Annotated in this window: 17 protein-coding genes; 4 read left to right on the top strand and 13 right to left on the bottom strand. The window is 63.4% G+C overall.

Annotated features, from left to right (window positions below; translation table 11 throughout):
• Nucleotides 1-6: 6 nt before the first annotated feature.
• Both P9A16_RS06920 and P9A16_RS06915 read right to left on the bottom strand, forming a co-directional pair.
• Nucleotides 7-1,341, bottom strand: a complete 1,335-nt coding sequence (locus P9A16_RS06920) for a ferredoxin reductase family protein (protein ID WP_024271072.1) — start codon at nt 1,339-1,341, stop codon at nt 7-9.
• A gap of 165 nt (nt 1,342-1,506) precedes the next feature.
• Nucleotides 1,507-1,728 (bottom strand): hypothetical protein, encoded by a 222-nt coding sequence (locus P9A16_RS06915; protein WP_037408405.1) that lies wholly within the window; start codon nt 1,726-1,728, stop codon nt 1,507-1,509.
• Between the two features lie 186 nt (nt 1,729-1,914).
• Here P9A16_RS06915 and P9A16_RS06910 point away from each other — a divergent pair, with 186 nt between their 5' ends.
• Both P9A16_RS06910 and P9A16_RS06905 read left to right on the top strand, forming a co-directional pair.
• Complete coding sequence (locus tag P9A16_RS06910; protein WP_023517241.1) at nt 1,915-3,270, top strand: M10 family metallopeptidase; 1,356 nt, start codon at nt 1,915-1,917, stop codon at nt 3,268-3,270.
• A 162-nt stretch (nt 3,271-3,432) separates the two neighbouring features.
• Complete coding sequence (locus P9A16_RS06905; RefSeq protein WP_023517240.1) at nt 3,433-4,053, top strand: GntR family transcriptional regulator; 621 nt, start codon at nt 3,433-3,435, stop codon at nt 4,051-4,053.
• Between the two features lie 53 nt (nt 4,054-4,106).
• Here the strand turns inward: P9A16_RS06905 and P9A16_RS06900 are convergent, their stop codons facing one another.
• The 5 genes from P9A16_RS06900 to cysG all read right to left on the bottom strand — a co-directional run bounded on the left by P9A16_RS06900 (nt 4,107) and on the right by cysG (nt 9,087).
• Nucleotides 4,107-4,922, bottom strand: a complete 816-nt coding sequence (locus P9A16_RS06900; RefSeq protein WP_023512814.1) for a ferredoxin--NADP reductase — start codon at nt 4,920-4,922, stop codon at nt 4,107-4,109.
• A 211-nt stretch (nt 4,923-5,133) separates the two neighbouring features.
• Nucleotides 5,134-5,634, bottom strand: coding sequence for a DUF934 domain-containing protein (locus P9A16_RS06895; protein ID WP_023512813.1), 501 nt, complete (start codon nt 5,632-5,634; stop codon nt 5,134-5,136).
• 11 nt (nt 5,635-5,645) lie between these two features.
• Entirely contained in the window at nt 5,646-7,319 is a 1,674-nt protein-coding gene (locus P9A16_RS06890; RefSeq protein ID WP_023512812.1) for a nitrite/sulfite reductase, read from the bottom strand.
• 9 nt (nt 7,320-7,328) lie between these two features.
• On the bottom strand, nt 7,329-7,646 hold the full coding sequence (locus tag P9A16_RS06885; protein ID WP_023512811.1) for a DUF2849 domain-containing protein: 318 nt from the start codon (nt 7,644-7,646) through the stop codon (nt 7,329-7,331).
• Between the two features lies 1 nt (nt 7,647).
• Nucleotides 7,648-9,087, bottom strand: a complete 1,440-nt coding sequence (gene cysG / locus P9A16_RS06880) for a siroheme synthase CysG (RefSeq protein ID WP_023512810.1) — start codon at nt 9,085-9,087, stop codon at nt 7,648-7,650.
• Between the two features lie 197 nt (nt 9,088-9,284).
• Here cysG and P9A16_RS06875 point away from each other — a divergent pair, with 197 nt between their 5' ends.
• Nucleotides 9,285-9,872, top strand: coding sequence for a deaminase (locus P9A16_RS06875; RefSeq protein WP_023512809.1), 588 nt, complete (start codon nt 9,285-9,287; stop codon nt 9,870-9,872).
• Between the two features lie 8 nt (nt 9,873-9,880).
• Complete coding sequence (gene mazG / locus P9A16_RS06870) at nt 9,881-10,714, top strand: nucleoside triphosphate pyrophosphohydrolase (protein WP_023512808.1); 834 nt, start codon at nt 9,881-9,883, stop codon at nt 10,712-10,714.
• 187 nt (nt 10,715-10,901) lie between these two features.
• Here mazG and hflX read toward each other — a convergent pair whose 3' ends face one another.
• The 6 genes from hflX to P9A16_RS06840 all read right to left on the bottom strand — a co-directional run bounded on the left by hflX (nt 10,902) and on the right by P9A16_RS06840 (nt 18,573).
• A complete protein-coding gene (hflX, locus tag P9A16_RS06865; protein ID WP_023514953.1) occupies nt 10,902-12,224 on the bottom strand; it encodes a GTPase HflX in 1,323 nt (440 codons plus the stop codon).
• Nucleotides 12,225-12,301: 77 nt separating this feature from the next.
• Nucleotides 12,302-12,544: an RNA chaperone Hfq gene (hfq, locus tag P9A16_RS06860; protein WP_023514954.1), complete on the bottom strand. Its 243-nt coding sequence runs from the start codon at nt 12,542-12,544 to the stop codon at nt 12,302-12,304.
• Between the two features lie 96 nt (nt 12,545-12,640).
• Complete coding sequence (locus P9A16_RS06855; protein ID WP_024271074.1) at nt 12,641-13,504, bottom strand: D-amino-acid transaminase; 864 nt, start codon at nt 13,502-13,504, stop codon at nt 12,641-12,643.
• A 37-nt stretch (nt 13,505-13,541) separates the two neighbouring features.
• Nucleotides 13,542-14,918: a Trk system potassium transporter TrkA gene (trkA, locus tag P9A16_RS06850; RefSeq protein WP_023517251.1), complete on the bottom strand. Its 1,377-nt coding sequence runs from the start codon at nt 14,916-14,918 to the stop codon at nt 13,542-13,544.
• A gap of 30 nt (nt 14,919-14,948) precedes the next feature.
• Nucleotides 14,949-16,313: a nitrogen assimilation response regulator NtrX gene (gene ntrX / locus P9A16_RS06845; protein ID WP_023513269.1), complete on the bottom strand. Its 1,365-nt coding sequence runs from the start codon at nt 16,311-16,313 to the stop codon at nt 14,949-14,951.
• Nucleotides 16,303-18,573 (bottom strand): sensor histidine kinase NtrY-like, encoded by a 2,271-nt coding sequence (locus P9A16_RS06840; protein WP_050743373.1) that lies wholly within the window; start codon nt 18,571-18,573, stop codon nt 16,303-16,305. Before P9A16_RS06840 ends, ntrX begins: the two co-directional genes overlap by 11 nt.
• Between the last annotated feature and the right edge of the window lie 151 nt (nt 18,574-18,724).

Here is an 18,724-nt window from a genome sequence, read left to right as displayed (position 1 = left end):
ACTGCCCTACCGAAATTCGAAACGCTCGAACTCGACGCGGCGCGGCGCCTTGCCGAGTTCCCTCAGTCCTTTTTCGATCGCCATCCGCAAGGGCGGCGGGCCGCAGAACCACAAATCGGCCTCCGCCGGGTCCATGCTCGTGCCGGCAACGAGCTTCGATGCGTCGAAGCGGCCGTCGGTCGCCGAATTGTGCAGCACGAAATTGAAGTTCTCGAGCTTTTCCGCCTGCGCCCGAAACGTGTCGAGGCCGATCGCCTCGGCCCCGTCGCGCACGCAGTAGACCATGTGGATATCCTGCCCCTCGTCGCCCTTCAGCCGGCTCGCCATGGCGAGGAACGGCGTGACGCCGATGCCGCCGGCTAGCCAGATCTGTTTCTTGCCGCCGCGCTTGTGGTTGAAATGGCCGTAGCCGCCCTCCAGCGTCAGCGCATCGCCGACGGCCACCGTCTCGCGCAGCGCCTTGGTGTAGTCGCCGAGCGGCTTGATGGCGAAACGCACCGATCCGTCGTCCTCGATGCCGGCGATGGTGAAGGGATGCGGCTCGCGCAGGCCCGGCTTGTTGACGCGAAAAAAACCGAACTGGCCGGGCATGGCCCGGATCTTGCGGCCTGTGGGTCTGGCCGAGATGATCGTCGCTCCGTCATGGCGCTCGACATTCACCACCTCGTATTTCCGCGTGCGCAGCCAGGGCAGGAGCTGGGTATAGGCATAGCTGACGATACCGAGCGCGGCAAAGAGGTTGAGGTAGACCGCCAGCAGCACTGTGCCATCATAAGGCCGCTTGATGAACATCTGGTGGAAGGCGACGAGCACGAAGAGCAGGCCGATGAAACGGTGGGTGATGCGCCAGTACTGGTAGGGAATCTGGAAACGTGTTTTCGGGATCACCTTCACCAGGCTGAGGACGAGCAGGAAGACGAAGCCGTAGAAGGCCCACTCGCCCGCCGTTTTGGCAAGCAGGTTGAGGCCGCTGGTCACCGAAAGGCCCTGGAAATCCGGCGCGACGAAATAGTGCACCAAGATAAGACAGAGCACCGCGATGCCGATCTTGCGATGGAACTGGTAGATGCGGTCGAGCCCGCCGAACAGCCTTTCGATGAAAGGCGGGCGGGTCGCCATGAACTGCGCGATACCCATGGCAACGAAAGCCATGGAGGAGGCCATCAGGGAGAAGGTGGTTCCCGCATTGGTATGGCTGACGGCTGGAACGGCCAGCAGCCCGGCAAAAATGATCAAAAGCGTCGCGACGATGGAACCCGCAGTCAACGTATGCCCCCACAAATTCAACTGGTCCGGTCCGAAATCCAGGGGCATGCTGGCAAGGCCCATGACGTTCGTCAACCGCATTCCTCCTATCGACGGGCGGGCGCACGGCTTTATTCGGGATGGTTTATTAGGAAAGGGAAACGTCTGGAAAGAGCGCCGGAGGTAGCATCGATGCTGCATGCGAATGTGCAAAGGGCGCCTCGCGGCGCCCTTCTTTTTTAGTCGGCTTCGTGAGCGGGTCTACTTTCCGAGCCGCTCGATCTCCTCACGCGCCCGGTCGGCGAGCGGATGCTTCGGATGGCGCGCGATAAACAATTCCAGCGCGTCACGCGTCCCTTTCGACTTCAGATTTTCATACTCAGCCTGTACGGCCTTCTCGGGATCGGAGGGCTTTGCCATGATGCCGCCAGTGCCGGCCGGCGCCTCACCGGCCGCTGCAAGGACAAGGCTGGTGGTCGCCACGATAGATATCTTTGATAGCAATTTTAACCTCCGGTCGAATACCATTCGGCAATTGTCCGTCCTGTTCTACGGGCTTCCATTTCACCACGGGAAGCGTGCATGGTTCAAGTGTTCACAGAATCGACCTGAATTGCGGTCTATCCAAGGCACGCACCCCACACACCAAGCAGACGAGGAGAATGCGACATGACAGGTACAGGCAAGACCACCAAGACGATCGGCGAGACCGGCATATCGATGATTGACGGCGTTCTGTCGGGCATGGCCTGGTCGGGCTCGGTGACCTATGCGTTCCCCACGTCGTCGTCCGCCTACACCTATGCCGGTGAAAAAGACAACGGCTTCGGTTCGATATCCTCCATGCAGCAATCCGCTGCCCGTTTCGCACTCGATACGAGCTTCGGCAGCGCCGCGAACAACGGTTTTTCGGTCGAGGGGTTCACGGGCCTTTCCATTTCACAGGGAAGCACGACCAGTTCCAACCTGCGTTTTGCCGAATCCAACGACCCGGATACGGCCTGGGCCTACTATCCCGGCACGACCAACGGCGATGGCGACCTCTGGTTCGGCCGCTCGTTCGACTATCGCTCGCCCGTCGCCGGCAACTACTCCTGGGCCACGATGCTGCACGAAATCGGCCATGCGCTCGGCCTGAAGCACGGCCATGAGACAGACGACGGTTTCCCTGCCCTGCCGGGCAACAAGGATTCGATGGAGTATTCCATCATGACCTATCGTTCCAACATCGGCGGCCCGGCGGACGGCTACAGGAACGGCGAATTCGACTATGCCCAGTCCTACATGATGGCCGACATTGCCGCCCTGCAGCGCATGTACGGCGCCGATTTTTCAACCAATTCGGGCAACACGGTCTACAAATGGAAGCCCGGCAGCGGCGATACGCTGGTCAATGGCAAGGTCGCCATCGACGCGGGAGGCAACCGGATCTTCGCCACCATCTGGGACGGTGGCGGCAAGGATACCTACGACCTCTCCGCCTACAAAACCGGCGTCAATGTCGATCTTCGCCCCGGCCAGCATTCGAAATTCAGCGACGTCCAGCTTGCCCTGCTGAACTTCGAAAGCGATGCCTATGCCCGTGGCAACATCTTCAACGCACTCCTCTTCAAGGGTGACACCCGCTCGCTGATCGAGAACGCCAAGGGCGGCAGCGGCAATGACGTCCTGCGCGGCAACCAGGCGAACAACACGCTGCAGGGCAATGCCGGCAACGACAAGCTCTTCGGTATGGCCGGTAACGATAAGCTCATCGGCGGCGCCGGCAACGATGTGCTCACCGGCGGTGCCGGCAACGACGACTTCATCTTCAAGAAGGGTTACGGCCGCGACACGATCACCGACTTCAAGGACAATGTCGACGATATCGATCTTCGTTCCTACAATTTCTCCAAGGTGAGCAGCGTGCTCAGCAAGGCTTCGCAGGTCGGCGACGATGTGCATATCAAGCTCTCGGCCACCGACATCCTGATCCTCGACGACTTCAAGCTGAAGGATCTCGACGCGCGCGACTTCCTGCTCTGATTTCTCAGCAAGAATTCAGGCAAAGATGGGCCGGAACGCACGTTCCGGCCTTTTTCATGCCTTTCACGGCCCGAAGCCGGCGGAAACTTCAGTGATATATCACAACAATGGACAGCGGCCTCACGGCATGCGACGATGTGATATATCAAACAGGGATACGAAATGACGGAAAGCGCGGCTTCGCAGGCCCACCTCGCCTATCTCGCCCTCGAAGGGTTGCTCGTCACGCTCAAGCTGAAACCCGGCTCGCTCGTCACGGAACGCCAGCTCATCGCGCTTGCCGGCCACGGCCGCACGCCAGTGCGCGAGGCGATCCAGAAGCTGGAATGGCAGGGCCTGATCGCCGTGCGCCCGCGGGCCGGCCTGCAGATCACCGCGATCAGGCCCGAGGACCACGCCGAGGTCATGGCAACGCGCCGCCAGCTGGAGCCGCTTGCCGCCGAGCTTGTCGCCCGCAATGCGGACAAGGCGCACCGCGAATCGCTCGTCGCCTGCGCGCAGGCGATGACCGCCTGCTCGATCCATTCCGACATCGAAGGCTTTCTCGCCGCCGACAAGGCTTTCGACGAGATCATGGAGGCGGCCTGTCCCAACCGCTTCCTGACGACCGCCCTCGCCCCGCTGCAGACCCATGCCCGCCGCCTCTGGTTCGCGCGTGCCGACAGCCGGCAGATGGACCGCTCGGTGGACCTGCATGTGAAGGTGATCCGCGCCATCCGAAACGCCGACGGCCCCGCCGCCGCCGCCGCCATGGCGACCCTCATCGACGACCTCACCGGCTGAAACGAAAAGGGCGGCCCGAAGGCCGCCCGTCAATCTTCAAGACCGGCGTTCGCTCAATCGACGAAGGCGCGTTCGATGACGAATTCGCCGGGTTTGTTGTTAGCGCCTTCGATCAGGCCGGCCTCTTCCAGGAGCACCTTGGTTTCCTTCAGCATGGCCGACGAGCCGCAGATCATGCCACGATCGACCGCCGGGTCGAAATGCGGCACGCCGAGATCGGCGAACATCTTGCCATTGCGGATGAGGTCGGTGATGCGGCCCTGGAACGGATAGTCCTCGCGGGTCACCGTCGCATAATGGCGCAGCTTGTTGCCGACGACTTCCGCAAGGAACTCGTGGTTGCGGATCTCTTCGACGAGGTCGAAACCGTATTTCAGTTCGGCAACCTCGCGGCAGGTATGCGTCAGGATGACCTCATCGAATTTCTCGTAGGTTTCCGGATCGCGAATGAGGCTGGCGAAGGGCGCGATGCCCGTGCCGGTCGAGAACATGTAGAGCCGCTTGCCCGGCGTCAGCGCGTCGAGCACCAGCGTGCCGGTCGGCTTCTTGCGCATCAGCACCGTGTCGCCCGGCTTGATCTGCTGGAGATGGGAGGTCAGCGGGCCGTCCGGCACCTTGATCGAGAAGAACTCCAGCTCCTCGTCCCAGGACGGGCTGGCGATCGAATAGGCGCGATAGACCGGCTTGTCGCCGACCATCAGGCCGATCATGGCGAATTCGCCGGAACGGAAGCGGAAGCTTTCCGGGCGCGTCATGCGAAAGCGGAACAGACGATCCGTATAGTGCTGCACGCTCGTCACCGTCTCGGCGAAAACGCCGGCGGGAATGGCGGAGGCCACAAAATCTTCGGTCTTGGCAGGTGCGTTCATTTCGGGATCGGTCCTGGCTTCGCGTCGAGAAAATTTGACGATAGGCAGATATTACATCCTGAGCAGCAAAGGAAGGTATTCCGTTCCAATGCGCTGATTGGCCGCGCAATAGTTTGCCGCTCATGTCGTTTTTGCGCAAGACCGGCCGTCCGGCCTTGATCTCGCGCAAAGCTGCCACGAAATTGCGGCTATTCGCCGGCCGGCGCCCGCATCAGGCCCGGCGGCGCCAGCTGTAGGAACCCGCATCTCCGGAAGGACGCGCAGTCGGCTGGTAGTAGTTGTCGATGCCCGGCAGGCGGTTTTCCGCAAGCCGCTTCAGCGCCGTCGCATTGGTGACGGCGAAGCTGTCGATACCACAGCGCAGCATCAGCGGGATCTGGTCGATCAGCACGTCGCCCACCGCCCTCACCTCGCCCTTGAAGCCGAGGCGCGCGCGCAGCAGCGAGGCATGGCTGAAGGCCCGCCCGTCGTTGAAGGCCGGAAAAGCGACTGCGACCAGCCCGATGCGGTCGAGATGACCTTCGAGCTTGCGCACGTCGTCCGCCGGATTGATCAGCACGCCGAGGCCGACCTCGTCCGTCTCCGAGACCTTCGCGAGGAAATCGCCGAGGCCGAGGATCGCCTTCTCGTTCGAGCCGGCCTTGGTCTCTTCAGTTTCGACCACCCAGGGATCGTCGGTCACGAAGCCGGTTTCGTTCCAGATTTTCGTCATCACCGGTCTCCTCAGGCTGCCGCGGCGGTCTTGTCGCCGTAGAGCGCATCCTTGAACGGCTGCGGCCCGACGCGGCGATAGGCGGTCAGGAAGGTCTCGGAGGGCTCAAGGCGCAGGCCGAGATAGGTATCGACGATCACCTCGATCGCATCCGTCACCTTTTCCGGCTCGAAGCCGCGTCCGATGATCTCGCCGATCGACGTGTTCTCGTCGCCGGACCCGCCGAGCGTGATCTGGTAGAGTTCCTCGCCCTTCTTCTCCACGCCGAGCAGGCCGATATGGCCGACATGATGGTGACCGCAGGCATTGATGCAGCCGGAGATCTTGATCTTCAGCTCGCCGATCTCGGCCTGGCGCTCGGGCGAGCCGAAGCGGGTGGAGATCTCCTGCGCGACCGGGATCGAGCGGGCATTGGCCAGCGCGCAGTAGTCCAGCCCGGGACAGGCAATGATATCCGTGATGAGGCCGGCATTGGCGGTTTCAAGCCCGGAGGCGACAAGGCCGCGATAGATCGGCTCGAGATCGGCCAGCGCCACATGCGGCAGGATCAGGTTCTGCTCATGGCTGACGCGGATCTCGTCAAAGGCGTATTCCTCCGCAATGTCGGCGACCGCCTCCATCTGCGCATCCGTCGCATCGCCCGGGATGCCGCCGATCGGCTTCAGCGAGATCGTCACGCTGGCATAGTCGGGGTGCTTGTGCGGATGCACGTTGTGCTGCACCCAGCGGGCAAAATCGGCATCAGCTTTCTTCCACTGTGCAAGGCTCGCCCAGCCTTCGGCGCGCGCGGCAAGTGCCGGCGGCGCGAAATAGGCGGTGATGGCGGCGATGTCCCTTTCCGGCAGCTTCAGCTCGGTGTTCCTGAGTTCGGCGAACTCCACCTCCACCTGCCGCGCCAGTTCCTCCGCGCCGGTCTCGTGCACGAGGATCTTGATGCGCGCCTTGTACTTGTTGTCGCGCCGGCCATGCAGGTTGTACACGCGCATGATCGCGGTCGTGTAGGACAGGAGGTCCTCTTCCGGCAGGAAATCGCGGATCTTCTTGGCGACCATCGGCGTGCGGCCCTGCCCGCCGCCGACATAGACGGCAAAGCCGATCTCGCCGTTGTCGTTCTTCTTCAGGTGCAGGCCGATGTCGTGCACCTGGATCGCCGCGCGGTCGCGCTCGGCGCCGGTGACGGCGATCTTGAACTTGCGCGGCAGGAAGGAGAATTCCGGATGCACGGAGGACCACTGGCGCAGGATTTCCGCATAGGGACGCGGATCGGCGACCTCATCAGCCGCAGCGCCGGCGAAATGATCGGCCGTGACGTTGCGAATGCAGTTGCCCGAGGTCTGCAACGCATGCATCTCCACCGTCGCGAGATCGGCCAGCGCGTCCGGCAGTTCCGACAGTTTCGGCCAGTTGTACTGGATGTTCTGCCGCGTGGTGAAATGGCCGTAGCCACGGTCATACTTGCGCGCGATATAGGCCAGCATGCGCATCTGGCGCGCATTCAGCGTGCCATAGGGAATGGCGACGCGCAGCATGTAGGCGTGGAGCTGCAGATAGACGCCGTTCATCAGGCGCAGCGGCTTGAAGGCATCCTCGGCAAGTTCCCCGGACAGGCGGCGGCCCACCTGATCGCGGAACTGCTCCACCCGGCCGGAAACAAAGGCGTGATCGAATTCGTCGTAGCGATACATAGGCGTTCCTCAGGCGGCCGAAGCGGCCGTCGCAGTCAAGCCGGCATAGCCGGCGGCATAGGGAATGGTCGGGCCGGCGGCACGGATGCGCTCGCGCATGCGCAGCGGCCGCAGCACGCCGTCGATCTCTTCGACATCGACGACATTCACGTCAACCACCTTGTTGTCGGCGAAGGCCTGCTTGCCGGTCGCTTCCAGCGCGTCGACGGCCTCCTTGTGGCGCGCGACGAAGGCAGCCTGGAGCTGCTCGTTCCAGGTGCCGCTCGCATCCAGCCAGACGGAAATACCGTCGGAAAGGCGGTTGGCTGTCAGAACCTTGTCGGCCATGTCATGCTCCCAATACTGCTGTGGTGCGAACCGGCTCGCGGACAGCGAGCGGCTCGGAATGTTCGAAATTGGCGCCGGCAACGGCGTCGCCGATGATCACCATGACGGGACCGGTCAGCTCGTCGCGGTGCTCGAGGCCCGGCAGGTCCTTCAACGTGCCGTGCAGCAGCCGCTTTTCCCGCCGGCTGGCATTCTCTATGACAGCGACCGTCGTCTCGGCCGGCAGGCCCGCTTCCATCAGCCGGGCGGCGACGGAGGCGGCGACCGTGCGGCCCATATAGACGGCCACGGTGGCGCCGGAGATCGCAAGCCGCGCCCAATCCGGCAGGACAGAGCCCGTCAGGTCGTGGCCTGTCGTGAAGACGAGCGAGGACGCGACGCCGCGCAGCGTCAGCGGCAGTTCGAAATCGGCAGCTGCGGCGAAGGCGGAGGTGATGCCGGGCACGACCTCATAGGTGACGCCCGCCTGGCGGAGCGCCGCCATTTCCTCGCCGGCACGGCCATAGACCAGGGGATCGCCGGATTTCAGGCGCACGACACGTTTTCCCGCCTTGCCGAGTTCGACAAGCAGGTCGTTGATCTCTTCCTGCGACTTGGAATGACAGCCCTTGCGCTTGCCGACGGAAAGGCGCTCGGCATCGCGGCGCCCCATGTCGACGATGGCCTGCGGCACCAGCGCATCGAAGACGATGACGTCGGCTTCCATCATCACGCGCTGGGCGCGCAGCGTCAGGAGATCCTCTGCGCCCGGTCCGGCGCCGACGAGCCAGACATGACCGGCGGCCCTGCCCTGCGAGGTCAGGAGGGAATCGGCAATACGCTGCGCGAGTTCGATATCGCCATTGTTGACGGCATCGGCCACGGCGCCCTGAAAGAAGCGGCGCCAGAAGACGCGCCGCGTCACGCCGCGCGGCAGGATACGATCGACGGCTTCGCGGTAGCCGTTGGCGAGGCTGGCAAGGCGGCCGAGCGAAGGCGACAGGATCTGGTCGACCTGCGCGCGAATCATCTGCGCCAGGACGGGGCCTGCCCCCTCCGTGCCGATGGCGACGGCGACGGGTGCCCGGTTGACCAGCGCCGGCGTGAAGAAATCGCAGTAGTCCGGCTGATCGACGGCATTGACCGGAATGCGCAGCGCACGGGCCGCGATGGAAATCGCCCGGTCGGTGGCAGCGTCGCCCGTCGCCGCGAAAACAAGCGTCGCATCGGCAATGGCGTCGCTGGAAAAGGATGCACGCACCAGCTCCAGCCCCTTGTCGGCGATGAAGCGGGCGAAGTCGGCCTCCGGCGTCTCGGCGAGCACGACGATCCGGGCATCCGTGTTGAACAGCAGCCGCGCCTTGGCAAACGCCTCGTCACCCCCACCCACGACAACGACCGTCCGGCCGCTAACGCGGAAGAACGCCGGGAATGTCGAAAGCTTCTGGTGTGCTGCGGTCATGGTGTGGTCCGGTTGAAGTCTGCGCACTATCGCGAAAAATGGCCACAAACAAAAGAAACAGAAATTCCAATGGCTCCGGGGGCGCGTATTGTTTTGCTCGCACCTCCCGCATTTTGAGCATAAGTCACCGGCCACCCTTGCCTGCCCACCGCACCGGCCGCTATGGAGGCACTGTCACGCCAACGGGGATTCCCATCATGGACCAGTCCGCCCTTGCAAAGCGCCTCCTCGATGTCATCGAATTCGATATTCTGCCGTTGACGCGCGACGGCGTTGCCGCCGGCAACAAGGTTTTCGGCGCGGCTATCCTCAACAAGGCCGATCTGTCGCTCGTGATCGCCGAAACCAACAACGAGACGGAAAACCCGCTCTGGCACGGCGAAGTGCACACGCTGAAGCGCCTTTACGAGCGCATCGAGAAGCCGGACACGAAAGACTACATCTTCCTCTCCACGCACGAGCCCTGTTCCATGTGCCTTTCGGCCATCACCTGGGCAGGCTTCGACAATTTCTACTATTTCTTCAGCCATGAGGATTCGCGCGACAGCTTTGCGATCCCGCACGATCTGCGCATCCTCAAGGAAGTTTTCCGGCTCAATCCCGGCGGTTATGCAAAGACGAACGCCTTCTGGCATTCCGCCGCCATCGCCGATCTCATCGCCACTTCCGACGAGACCGCGAAGGCAGCCTTGAAAGCACAGGACGCAAAGATCCGCGCCGCCTATGACGACCTGTCGGACGCCTACCAGTCCGGCAAGACCGGCAACAACATCCCCCTCAACTGAGAACCGCGATGGAACCGAGCCGCAACATCGAACGCCTGATCGAGATCATGGCGGCCCTGCGCCAGCCTGAGACCGGCTGCCCCTGGGACGTCGTCCAGACCTTCGAGACGATCAAGCCTTATACGATCGAGGAGGCGTACGAGGTCGCCGACGCCATCGAGCGGAACGACATGGACGACCTGTGCGAGGAGCTGGGCGACCTCCTCCTTCAGGTGGTCTTCCATGCCCGCATGGCAGAGGAGCGCAGCGAATTCGACTTCGGCAACGTCGTCGAAGCCGTCACGCGCAAGATGATCCGCCGCCATCCGCATGTCTTCGCCCGCTCGGACGCGGACACGCCCGAAGCGGTGAAGCTGCAGTGGGATGCGATCAAGCAGGCGGAGAAGCGGGAGCGCAAGGAGCGCCGCGCCAGACGCGGCCTGCCGGACGACCCGCTCCGCGGCCATCTCGGCTCCGTGCAACGTTCCTTCCCCGCCCTCGTCGAGGCGCTGAAGCTTCAGGAACGCGCCGCCAAGGTGGGCTTCGACTGGTCCGAACCGGCGCCGATCCTCGACAAGATCGAGGAGGAGGTCGGCGAACTGCGTGAAGCGCTGCGGAACGATGACAAGAAGGCCGTCGCCGACGAACTCGGCGACCTCATCTTCGCGCTGGTCAATATCGGCCGTCATGTCGGCGCCGATCCGGAAATGGCGCTGCGCGGCACGAACACGAAGTTCCGCAACCGCTTCTCGCATATCGAGGACAACCTTGCTGCCAACGGCGAAAGCCTCGAAGCGGCGACGCTCGAGCGGATGGAAGAGTTGTGGCAGGCGGCAAAGCGGATCGAGCGGCAGTTGACGTAAGGGGCTGAAAGGCCCCTCATCCGCCTGCCGGCACCTTCTCCCCGCAAGCGGGGCGAAGGGGCAGGATGCAAGGCCTTCTCTTATCCGGGACGTTTCGGTTTTTAGGAAACCGGTGCGACACCCCCTTCTCCCCGCCTGCGGGGAGAAGGTCGCGGCAGCGGGATGAGGGGCACTCAGCCCGGCGCCCTCAGCGCTCCCAGTCCTCGACCACTCTCTTGCCGCCAATGCCGAGCCGGCGGTCGAGTTCGGCAGCTTCCGTTTCGGTCAACCGCAGTTCCAGCCGTACATTGCCGTCTTCCAGGTCCTCGCGCGCATCGACGATCGAATGATCGTAGACCCAGGGCAGAAGCTGAAGCTGCGTGACCGGCAGGATGACGTCGCGATCGACCAGCACGCCGGAAAGCCGCTGGTTGATCTCGGAAAGCAGCTTGTCGACGCCCTCGCCGGAGATGGCGGAGACGGCGATGACGGTCGGCTGGCTCTCGGCTTTCTGCACCAGCGCCTCGCGCGCTTCGGGCTCCAGCCGGTCGATCTTGTTCCAGACCTCGAGGATGCGCTCCGCCCCGTCCTTCTCGTCGATACCGAGATCGGCGAGGATGCGCAGCACGTCCGAGGACTGCGCGCCGTTGTCGGGATCGGACATGTCGCGCACATGGAGAATCAAATCCGCCTCCAGCACCTCTTCCAGCGTCGCGCGGAAGGCGGCAACGAGGTGGGTCGGCAGGTCCGAGATGAAGCCCACGGTGTCGGAAAGGATAACGGTGCGGCCCTGCGGCAGCTTCATGCGGCGCAGCGTCGGGTCGAGCGTGGCGAAGAGCATGTCTTCCGCCAGAACCCCTGCCCCGGTGATGCGGTTGAACAGCGTCGACTTTCCGGCGTTGGTATAGCCGACGAGCGCGACGATCGGATGCGGCACCTTCTTGCGCTTGGAACGGTGCAGCTGGCGGGTGCGGCGCACCTGCTCCAGCTCGCGCTCCAGCTTGACGATCTTGTCCTGCAGCAGCCGGCGGTCGGCCTCGATCTGGGTTTCGCCTGGACCGCCCATGAAGCCGGCGCCACCGCGCTGGCGTTCAAGGTGGGTCCAGCTGCGGACCAAGCGGCCCTTCTGGTAGTTGAGATGGGCAAGCTCGACCTGCAGCGTGCCTTCCTTGGTGGAGGCGCGCCGGCCGAAGATTTCGAGGATGAGGCCGGTGCGGTCGATGACCTTGGCACCCCATTCCTTTTCGAGATTGCGCTGCTGTACCGGGGTCAACGGGTGATCGACGATGACGAGACCGGCATCGTGTTCATCGAGCAACGCCTTGATCTCCGCGATCTTGCCGGTGCCGAGCAGCGTGCCGGGCTTCGGCTGGCTGACGGGCACGACGGCAGAGGAAGCGATGGTCAGGTCGATAGCCCGGGCAAGGCCGACGGCCTCTTCCAGCCGCGCCTCGTCGGACCGCATGGTCACGGTCGGATCCGGTTTTCCACGTGCGGCCTTGAGGACCGGCACGATGACGACGGCGCGCATATCGTCCCGGTGCTTTTCAGCCTCCGGAACGATGGAATCCTTGCTTGTATCGGATTTCTTAATGGTCTTGGGTCCTGTCAGGAGCCGCTTTCCTCGGTCTCGAACATCTGCAACGGCTGGCCGGGCATGATGGTCGAGATCGCGTGCTTGTACACGAGCTGCGAGTGACCGTCGCGACGGAGCAGCACGCAGAAATTGTCGAAGGAAGTGACAACCCCGGTCAGCTTGACCCCGTTGATGAGAAAGATCGTCAGGGAAATCTTTTGCTTGCGAACGGTATTAAGAAAAAGATCCTGCAGGTTCTGAGAACGTTCCGCCATCGCGCCGCTTCTTTCTGATTGCCGGCCCTTGAGACCGGTTGACTAAAATAAATGTCCCCAGGCCCGACACGACGTGGCGGACCGTCAATTTTGGTATCAAATCGCGGTCTTCTCCGCAACGGCGAAAAAGGCCTCGCGGATTTTCTGTGCCGTCATGCCGGGATGCCCGTTGGCGATCGCGTGTCCGTCGATCGAAACGACCGGCAGGCAGATCGTCGTCGCCCCGGTCACGAACACTTCCCGCGCCTCCAGCATTTCCGCCAAGGAAAAGCGGCGCTCCTCGACGGCAAGGCCCAGCTTTTCAGCGACATCCATCAGCGTCGTGCGGGTAATGCCCTTGAGGATGCCGTGATCGGCCGGCCGCGTGACCAGCGTACCGGCCCGGTCGACGATCCAGAGATTCGTCGCGCCGCCCTCCGTCACATGGCCCTCCGCATCCACAAAAATCGCTTCCTGCGCGCCGGCCTCCTTCGCCTGCTGGCGGGCCAGCACATTCGGCAGCAGGCCGACGGTCTTGATGTCCACCCGCCCCCAGCGATTGTCGGCCACCGTGGCAGCCTTGATGCCCGAGGCGTATTTGGCAGCGTTCACCGCCGGATCCAGGCTTTTTGCCGTGACGACCAGCGTCGGGCGCACCTCCGGCGCGGGAAAGACATGATCCCGCTTCGCGACGCCGCGCGTCACCTGGAGATAGACCATGCCGTTCGTCACGAGATTGCGCCGCAACACTTGCCGCAGGATGCCGGTCAGCGCCGCGCGCGGCATCGGCGGGCGAATACGGATTTCCGCCAGCGACCGGTCGAGCCGGTCGAGATGGCGGCCGAGATCGACGATAAAACCCTGCTGGATCTGGCAGACCTCATAGACCGCATCGGCAAAGACGAAACCGCGGTCCAGGATATGCACCGCCGCATCGGCATGGCGGACATATCGGCCGTTGACATAGGCGATGCGCGGCATGGATGTTCCCGTTATAGGCGTTTGCGGACGCAAACGCTCAGAAATACTGGATGCTGACCCGGAAAAGCTGCTCGACATGGCGCACGGCCGCAGCAGCCGCGAACAGCACGACGCGATCCTTCGCCTTGATCTTGGTGTTGCCATCCGGCCGGATCACCGTCTTGTCGCGATAGATCGCGCCGATGCGGATACCGGACGGCAGTTCGATCTCGCGCAGCGGCTTGCCGACGAGCGGCGAGGTCTCCAGTGCTTCTGCCTCGATCACCTCGGCAGACCCCTTCTGCACCGCATAGACCGAGCGGATACGCCCCTTGCGGACGTGCTGGAGGATGCCCGATATCGTCACTGCGCGCGGATTGATATGCGCATCGATGCCGAGCGTCTTGGTAAAATCCTGATACATCGGGTCGTTGATCAGGACGAGGTTCTGCTTGCAGCCGAGGCGCTTGGCCATCACGCTGCCGAGAATGTTGATCTGGTCGTTGTTGGTCAGTGCAACGATCAGGTCCGCATCCTGGATATCCGCCTGCAGAAGCATCTTCTGGTCGAGCGCCGATCCGTGCAGCACGACGGCATTGCGCAGCTTGTCGGCGATGACGACCGCCCGCTCGCGGTCGCTCTCGATGATCTTCAACCGCGTCTTCGACTGATAGTCCTCGATCGCCTTGGCGACGAAATAGCCGATATTGCCGCCGCCGGCGATGACGATACGCGCCGCCTCCTGCTCCTCATGGCCGAACAGCGCCAGCGTGCGCCGGACGTGCTCCTTGTCGCAGACCACATAGGCAAGATCGCCCGAATGCAGCTGGTCGGAGGAATTCGGCACGAACAGCTTGCCATTGGAGAAGATGCCAGTGACGGTGGCGTTGAGATCCGGGAAGAGCTCGCTGAGCTGCTTCAGCGGGGTCTCGACGACCGGGCAATCCTCCATGCATTCGATCGCCACCATGACGATGCGGTCGTCGGCAAAGCGCACGACATCAGTCGCGCCCGGGAAGGAGATGCGCCGCAGCACCATCTTGCCCACCTCGATTTCCGGCGAGATGGTGACGTCGATGGGCATGTCGTCGCGCGAATAGAGATCGGAATACTCGGGCGCAAGGTAGCTCTGTGAGCGGATACGCGCGATCTTCGTCGGCACGTTGAACAGGGAATGCGCCACCTGACAGGCGACCATGTTGATCTCGTCGAACAGCGTGACGGCGATCAGCATGTCCGCCTGGTCCGCGCCGGCCTTGGCCAGCACTTCCGGATGCGCGCCGTGACCGACGACGCCGCTGACGTCGAGCGTTTCCGTTATGGCCGATATCAGCGAGGGCTGCGTGTCGATCACCGAAACGTCGTTGCCCTCTTCCGAGAGCCGTTCCGCAATACCGTAGCCGACGCGCCCGGCGCCGCAGATGATGACCTTCATGCCCAAGAATCCCTCAAGTCGCTTGGCGCCTTATACGCCAAGCGACTTCAGTTTGCGATGGAGCGCGGAGCGTTCCATGCCGACGAATTCCGCCGTACGGGAAATGTTGCCGCCAAAGCGGTTGATCTGGGCGATGAGATAGTCCCGCTCGAACATTTCGCGCGCCTCGCGCAGCGGCAGCGTCATGATGTGCTGGTCGCCCTGCGTGGAAATCTTCGGCAGCATGTCGCCCACTTCCGTCGGCAGCATGTCGGCGGTGATCGGTGTATCCGGACCGTCGCTGCGCGCGAGAATCATCAGCCGCTCGATATTGTTCCGGAGCTGGCGGATATTGCCGGGCCAGTCATGCGCCTGGAGCACCGCAAGCGCGTCGTCGCCGATCTTGCGGGCGCGGATACCCGCCTGCTCGCTGATCTGGCGCATGAACATGTCGACGAGGAAGGGAATGTCCTCGCGCCGTTCGGCAAGCGGCGGCACGCGCACGGGCACGACGGCAAGCCGGTGGTAGAGGTCTTCCCGGAAACCGCCTTCGGCGATCAGGCTTTCGAGATTGTAGGCGGTGGAGGAGATGATGCGCACATCCACCTTCACCCGCTTCGAACCGCCGACGCGCTCGAACTGCTGATCCACGAGCACGCGAAGGATCTTGTTCTGCGTCTCGCGCGGCATCTCGCCGATCTCGTCGAGATAGAGGATACCGCCATGCGCCTCCTCAAGCGCCCCTGTCCTGCGCGGTTGGCCGGGTGTGCCCTCGGTGCCGAACAGCGCGATCTCCATGCGCTCGGGCGTGATCGCCGCCGCGTTGAGCACGACGAACGGCCCGCTCGCCCGGCTCGACTTGCGGTGAATCATGCGCGCCACCAGCTCCTTGCCGGAGCCGGAGGGGCCGAGAATCATGATTCGGCTGTTGGTCGGCGAGACCTTTTCGATGTTCTGGCGCAGCTGGGAGACGGCGACCGAGGTGCCGATCAGCTCAACCGGGTCGCCGGAGCGCTTCTTCAGCTCCGTCACCTCGCGGCGCAGCTTGGAGTTCTCCAGCGCCCGTTCGGCGATCAGGATCAGCCGGTCGGCCTTGAACGGCTTCTCGATGAAATCATAGGCGCCACGGCGGATCGCCGAGACGGCCGTCTCGATATTGCCGTGGCCCGAAATCATCACGACCGGCAGGTCCGGATGGCGGCTCTTGATCTCGTCGAGCAGCGCGAGGCCGTCGAGCTTGCTGCCTTGCATCCAGATATCGAGGAAGACGAGGCGCGGCACGCGGTCGCTGATCGCGGCCAGCGCGCTGTCGCTGTCATAGGCCGTGCGCGTCTCGTGCCCTTCGTCCGAAAGAATGCCGGAAACGATCTCGCGGATGTCCTCTTCGTCATCCACCACAAGAATATCAGACGCCATGGCTCACTTCCTTGCTCTTCTTGTCCGCATCGACGGCCGCCGTTTCCTCGTAGGGCAGGATCACACGGATCATCGCCCCATGGCCGTTGTCGAAATCCGCCGGGGCATCATGCAGTTCCAGCTGCCCGCCGTGGTCTTCGATGATTTTCTTCACGATGGCGAGGCCGAGCCCCGTGCCCTTCTCGCGCATCGTCATGTAGGGTTCGAGAATCCGGTGCCGGTTCTCCGTCGGCAACCCCTTGCCGTTGTCAATGACATCAACGACGAACCGCCGTCCTGCGTCGTCGGGCGTCGCGCGCACGAGGATTTTCCGCTCCTCGCGCGTCACTTCGGGCGGCAGGGCCTCGATGGCCTCCACCGCATTCTTGATGAGATTGCCGAAGGCCTGGCCAAGCATGCGCGTATCGAACAGGCCTTCGAGCGGAACCTCGCCGAGATCCTTGCGGAAATCGACATGGGTATTGCCCATCTCGCGCAGGAAGACAGCATCCTTGAGGATGTTGCGCAGGTCCGACCGCTCCTTCGTCGGCTTCGGCATGCGTGCAAAGGCGGAGAACTCATCGACCATGCGGCCGATATCCTCGACCTGGCGCACGATGGTGTCCGTACACTGGTCGAAGACCGCGCGGTCCTCCGGATCGATCTGCTTGCCGTAGCGGCGACGGATACGTTCGGCCGAAAGCTGGATCGGCGTCAGCGGGTTCTTGATCTCGTGCGCGATGCGCCGCGCCACGTCCGCCCAGGCGGTCGAACGCTGCGCGATGACGAGATCGGTGATGTCGTCGATGGTGATGACGTAGGATTCCTTGGCGTCCTTCGCCTCCTCGCGCGTCACCTGCACGTTGAGCGTCCGCTCTTTGCCGCCGTGCATGATGTTGATCTGCTTGCGGTAGTTGTTGCGGTGGCGGGTAGCCCCCTCGGCTAGCACCGCCGCGATTTCCGGCGCCACCGCGGTCAGCGGCTGGCCGATCAGGTCGTTGGCGTTGCGCCCGAGCAGGATTTCGGCCGAAAGGTTGGCGATCGTCATGCGCCCGTCGTCTTCCACGCCGATGACCGCCGCCGTCACGCCCGAAAGCACCGCCTCGATGAAGCGGCGGCGGTGGTCGACCTCGTCCTTCGCGTCAAGGATCTGCTCCTGCTGCGCGCGGATTTCCGCGATCATCTTATTGAAAGTGCGCGAGAGGTTGCCGACGTCGCCGTCGACCGTGCGCACCGGCACGCTGACATCGAGATTGCCCGAGGCGACGCTGTCCGCCGCGCCGATCAGCTGGCGGATCGGCCGCACGATGCGGTCGGCGACGGCGATCGCCGTCCAGATCGCCGCGAGCAGCACGATGAGGGCGAAGCCGAGATAGAGCACGCCGAAGGCGATCTGCAGCGTCGTGCGCCCGGCCTCGAGCGCCCGGTACTCCGCCGTGTTCTCCTCCATCAGCCGCATGGAGCGCATCACTTCGGGGTCGACGGTGCGGATCGTGTAGAGGAAGGCGTCAGAAATATTGTCGAGCTTGATGATGGCACCGACGAGATTGGTGGCGCCCGGCGGAATGAGCGTCGGCTGGCCGGCCGCAGACGCCTTCAGCGCATCCTCCGGCACGGCCGGCAGCGGGTTCTCGATCTGGATATTGGCCTGCAGGATGGTCGAACCGTCGGCCCGCAGCAGGAAAGCGCCGAGCATGCCGCGCCCGCGCGCCTGCCGCGTCATCAGATCGACGAAGCCCGTGCGGTCGAGGCTGTAGAGCTGGCGGTTGCGATCGAGATCGTTCGCCATCGACGCCGTCTGCCCCTGCAGATAGCTCGCGTTTTCCAGGACGTAGGCCTGCGCCACATTGAGCGAGGAACTGACAATCGACTGGGTGCGGATGGAGAACCAGCGGTCGAGGCCGACATCGAGCGTGATGGAGGCGAAGATGGCGACGAGCACGGCAGGCGTGATCGCGACGATGGAGAACAGCGCCACGATGCGCACATGCAGGCGGGCAGCGGCGCGTCCGCGGCGGCGCGCGCGCAGGAGACGCAGGATCTCGCGGCCGATCAGGACCATCAGGCCGACGATGAAGACCGCGTTGATCGCCGCCGAGGCGATGACGACGTTCGCCTCCGGCTTGATCGGCGTCAGGCCGAGCAGGATGAACAGCGAGATGGTCGCGGCAACGAGGGCACCGCCGGCCAGCACCAGACCAGGCAGGGCAAAAGAGGCCCGTCGATCGCCGGTCGCTCCCTTTCCATTCTCGTTCGAAAGCAGGCTCACGCCTTCCGTCATCTGCCGCATCGCTTCCCCGGCCGGGCATCCCGAAGGGCGCCGGCGTTCTTCTCGTGTTTTCCGGAGTAGCGCCGACCGCATGAGGGACCGGCCACATTCGTACCCGCATCCATGACGATCAGGCACGCAAGCCTATTCGGCCGCAAACCCC

It is taken from the genome of Shinella sp. 838 (assembly GCF_029623935.1).
GTDB lineage: Bacteria > Pseudomonadota > Alphaproteobacteria > Rhizobiales > Rhizobiaceae > Shinella.
This window is presented reverse-complemented; position numbering and strand designations above follow the sequence as displayed.

Bases quoted from the DNA above. Each gene is read 5' to 3' on its own strand.
- P9A16_RS06910 (WP_023517241.1), top strand. From the start codon at position 1,915: ATGACAGGTACAGGCAAGACCACCAAGACGATCGGCGAGACCGGCATA.
- trkA (WP_023517251.1), bottom strand. From the start codon at position 14,918: ATGAAGGTCATCATCTGCGGCGCCGGGCGCGTCGGCTACGGTATTGCG.
- P9A16_RS06890 (WP_023512812.1), bottom strand. From the start codon at position 7,319: ATGTATCGCTACGACGAATTCGATCACGCCTTTGTTTCCGGCCGGGTG.
- cysG (WP_023512810.1), bottom strand. From the start codon at position 9,087: ATGACCGCAGCACACCAGAAGCTTTCGACATTCCCGGCGTTCTTCCGC.
- ntrX (WP_023513269.1), bottom strand. From the start codon at position 16,313: ATGGCGTCTGATATTCTTGTGGTGGATGACGAAGAGGACATCCGCGAG.
- mazG (WP_023512808.1), top strand. From the start codon at position 9,881: ATGGAACCGAGCCGCAACATCGAACGCCTGATCGAGATCATGGCGGCC.
- P9A16_RS06900 (WP_023512814.1), bottom strand. From the start codon at position 4,922: ATGAACGCACCTGCCAAGACCGAAGATTTTGTGGCCTCCGCCATTCCC.
- P9A16_RS06895 (WP_023512813.1), bottom strand. From the start codon at position 5,634: ATGACGAAAATCTGGAACGAAACCGGCTTCGTGACCGACGATCCCTGG.
- hfq (WP_023514954.1), bottom strand. From the start codon at position 12,544: ATGGCGGAACGTTCTCAGAACCTGCAGGATCTTTTTCTTAATACCGTT.
- P9A16_RS06885 (WP_023512811.1), bottom strand. From the start codon at position 7,646: ATGGCCGACAAGGTTCTGACAGCCAACCGCCTTTCCGACGGTATTTCC.
- P9A16_RS06855 (WP_024271074.1), bottom strand. From the start codon at position 13,504: ATGCCGCGCATCGCCTATGTCAACGGCCGATATGTCCGCCATGCCGAT.
- P9A16_RS06840 (WP_050743373.1), bottom strand. From the start codon at position 18,573: ATGACGGAAGGCGTGAGCCTGCTTTCGAACGAGAATGGAAAGGGAGCG.
- hflX (WP_023514953.1), bottom strand. From the start codon at position 12,224: ATGCGCGCCGTCGTCATCGTGCCGGTCCTCAAGGCCGCACGTGGAAAA.
- P9A16_RS06875 (WP_023512809.1), top strand. From the start codon at position 9,285: ATGGACCAGTCCGCCCTTGCAAAGCGCCTCCTCGATGTCATCGAATTC.
- P9A16_RS06905 (WP_023517240.1), top strand. From the start codon at position 3,433: ATGACGGAAAGCGCGGCTTCGCAGGCCCACCTCGCCTATCTCGCCCTC.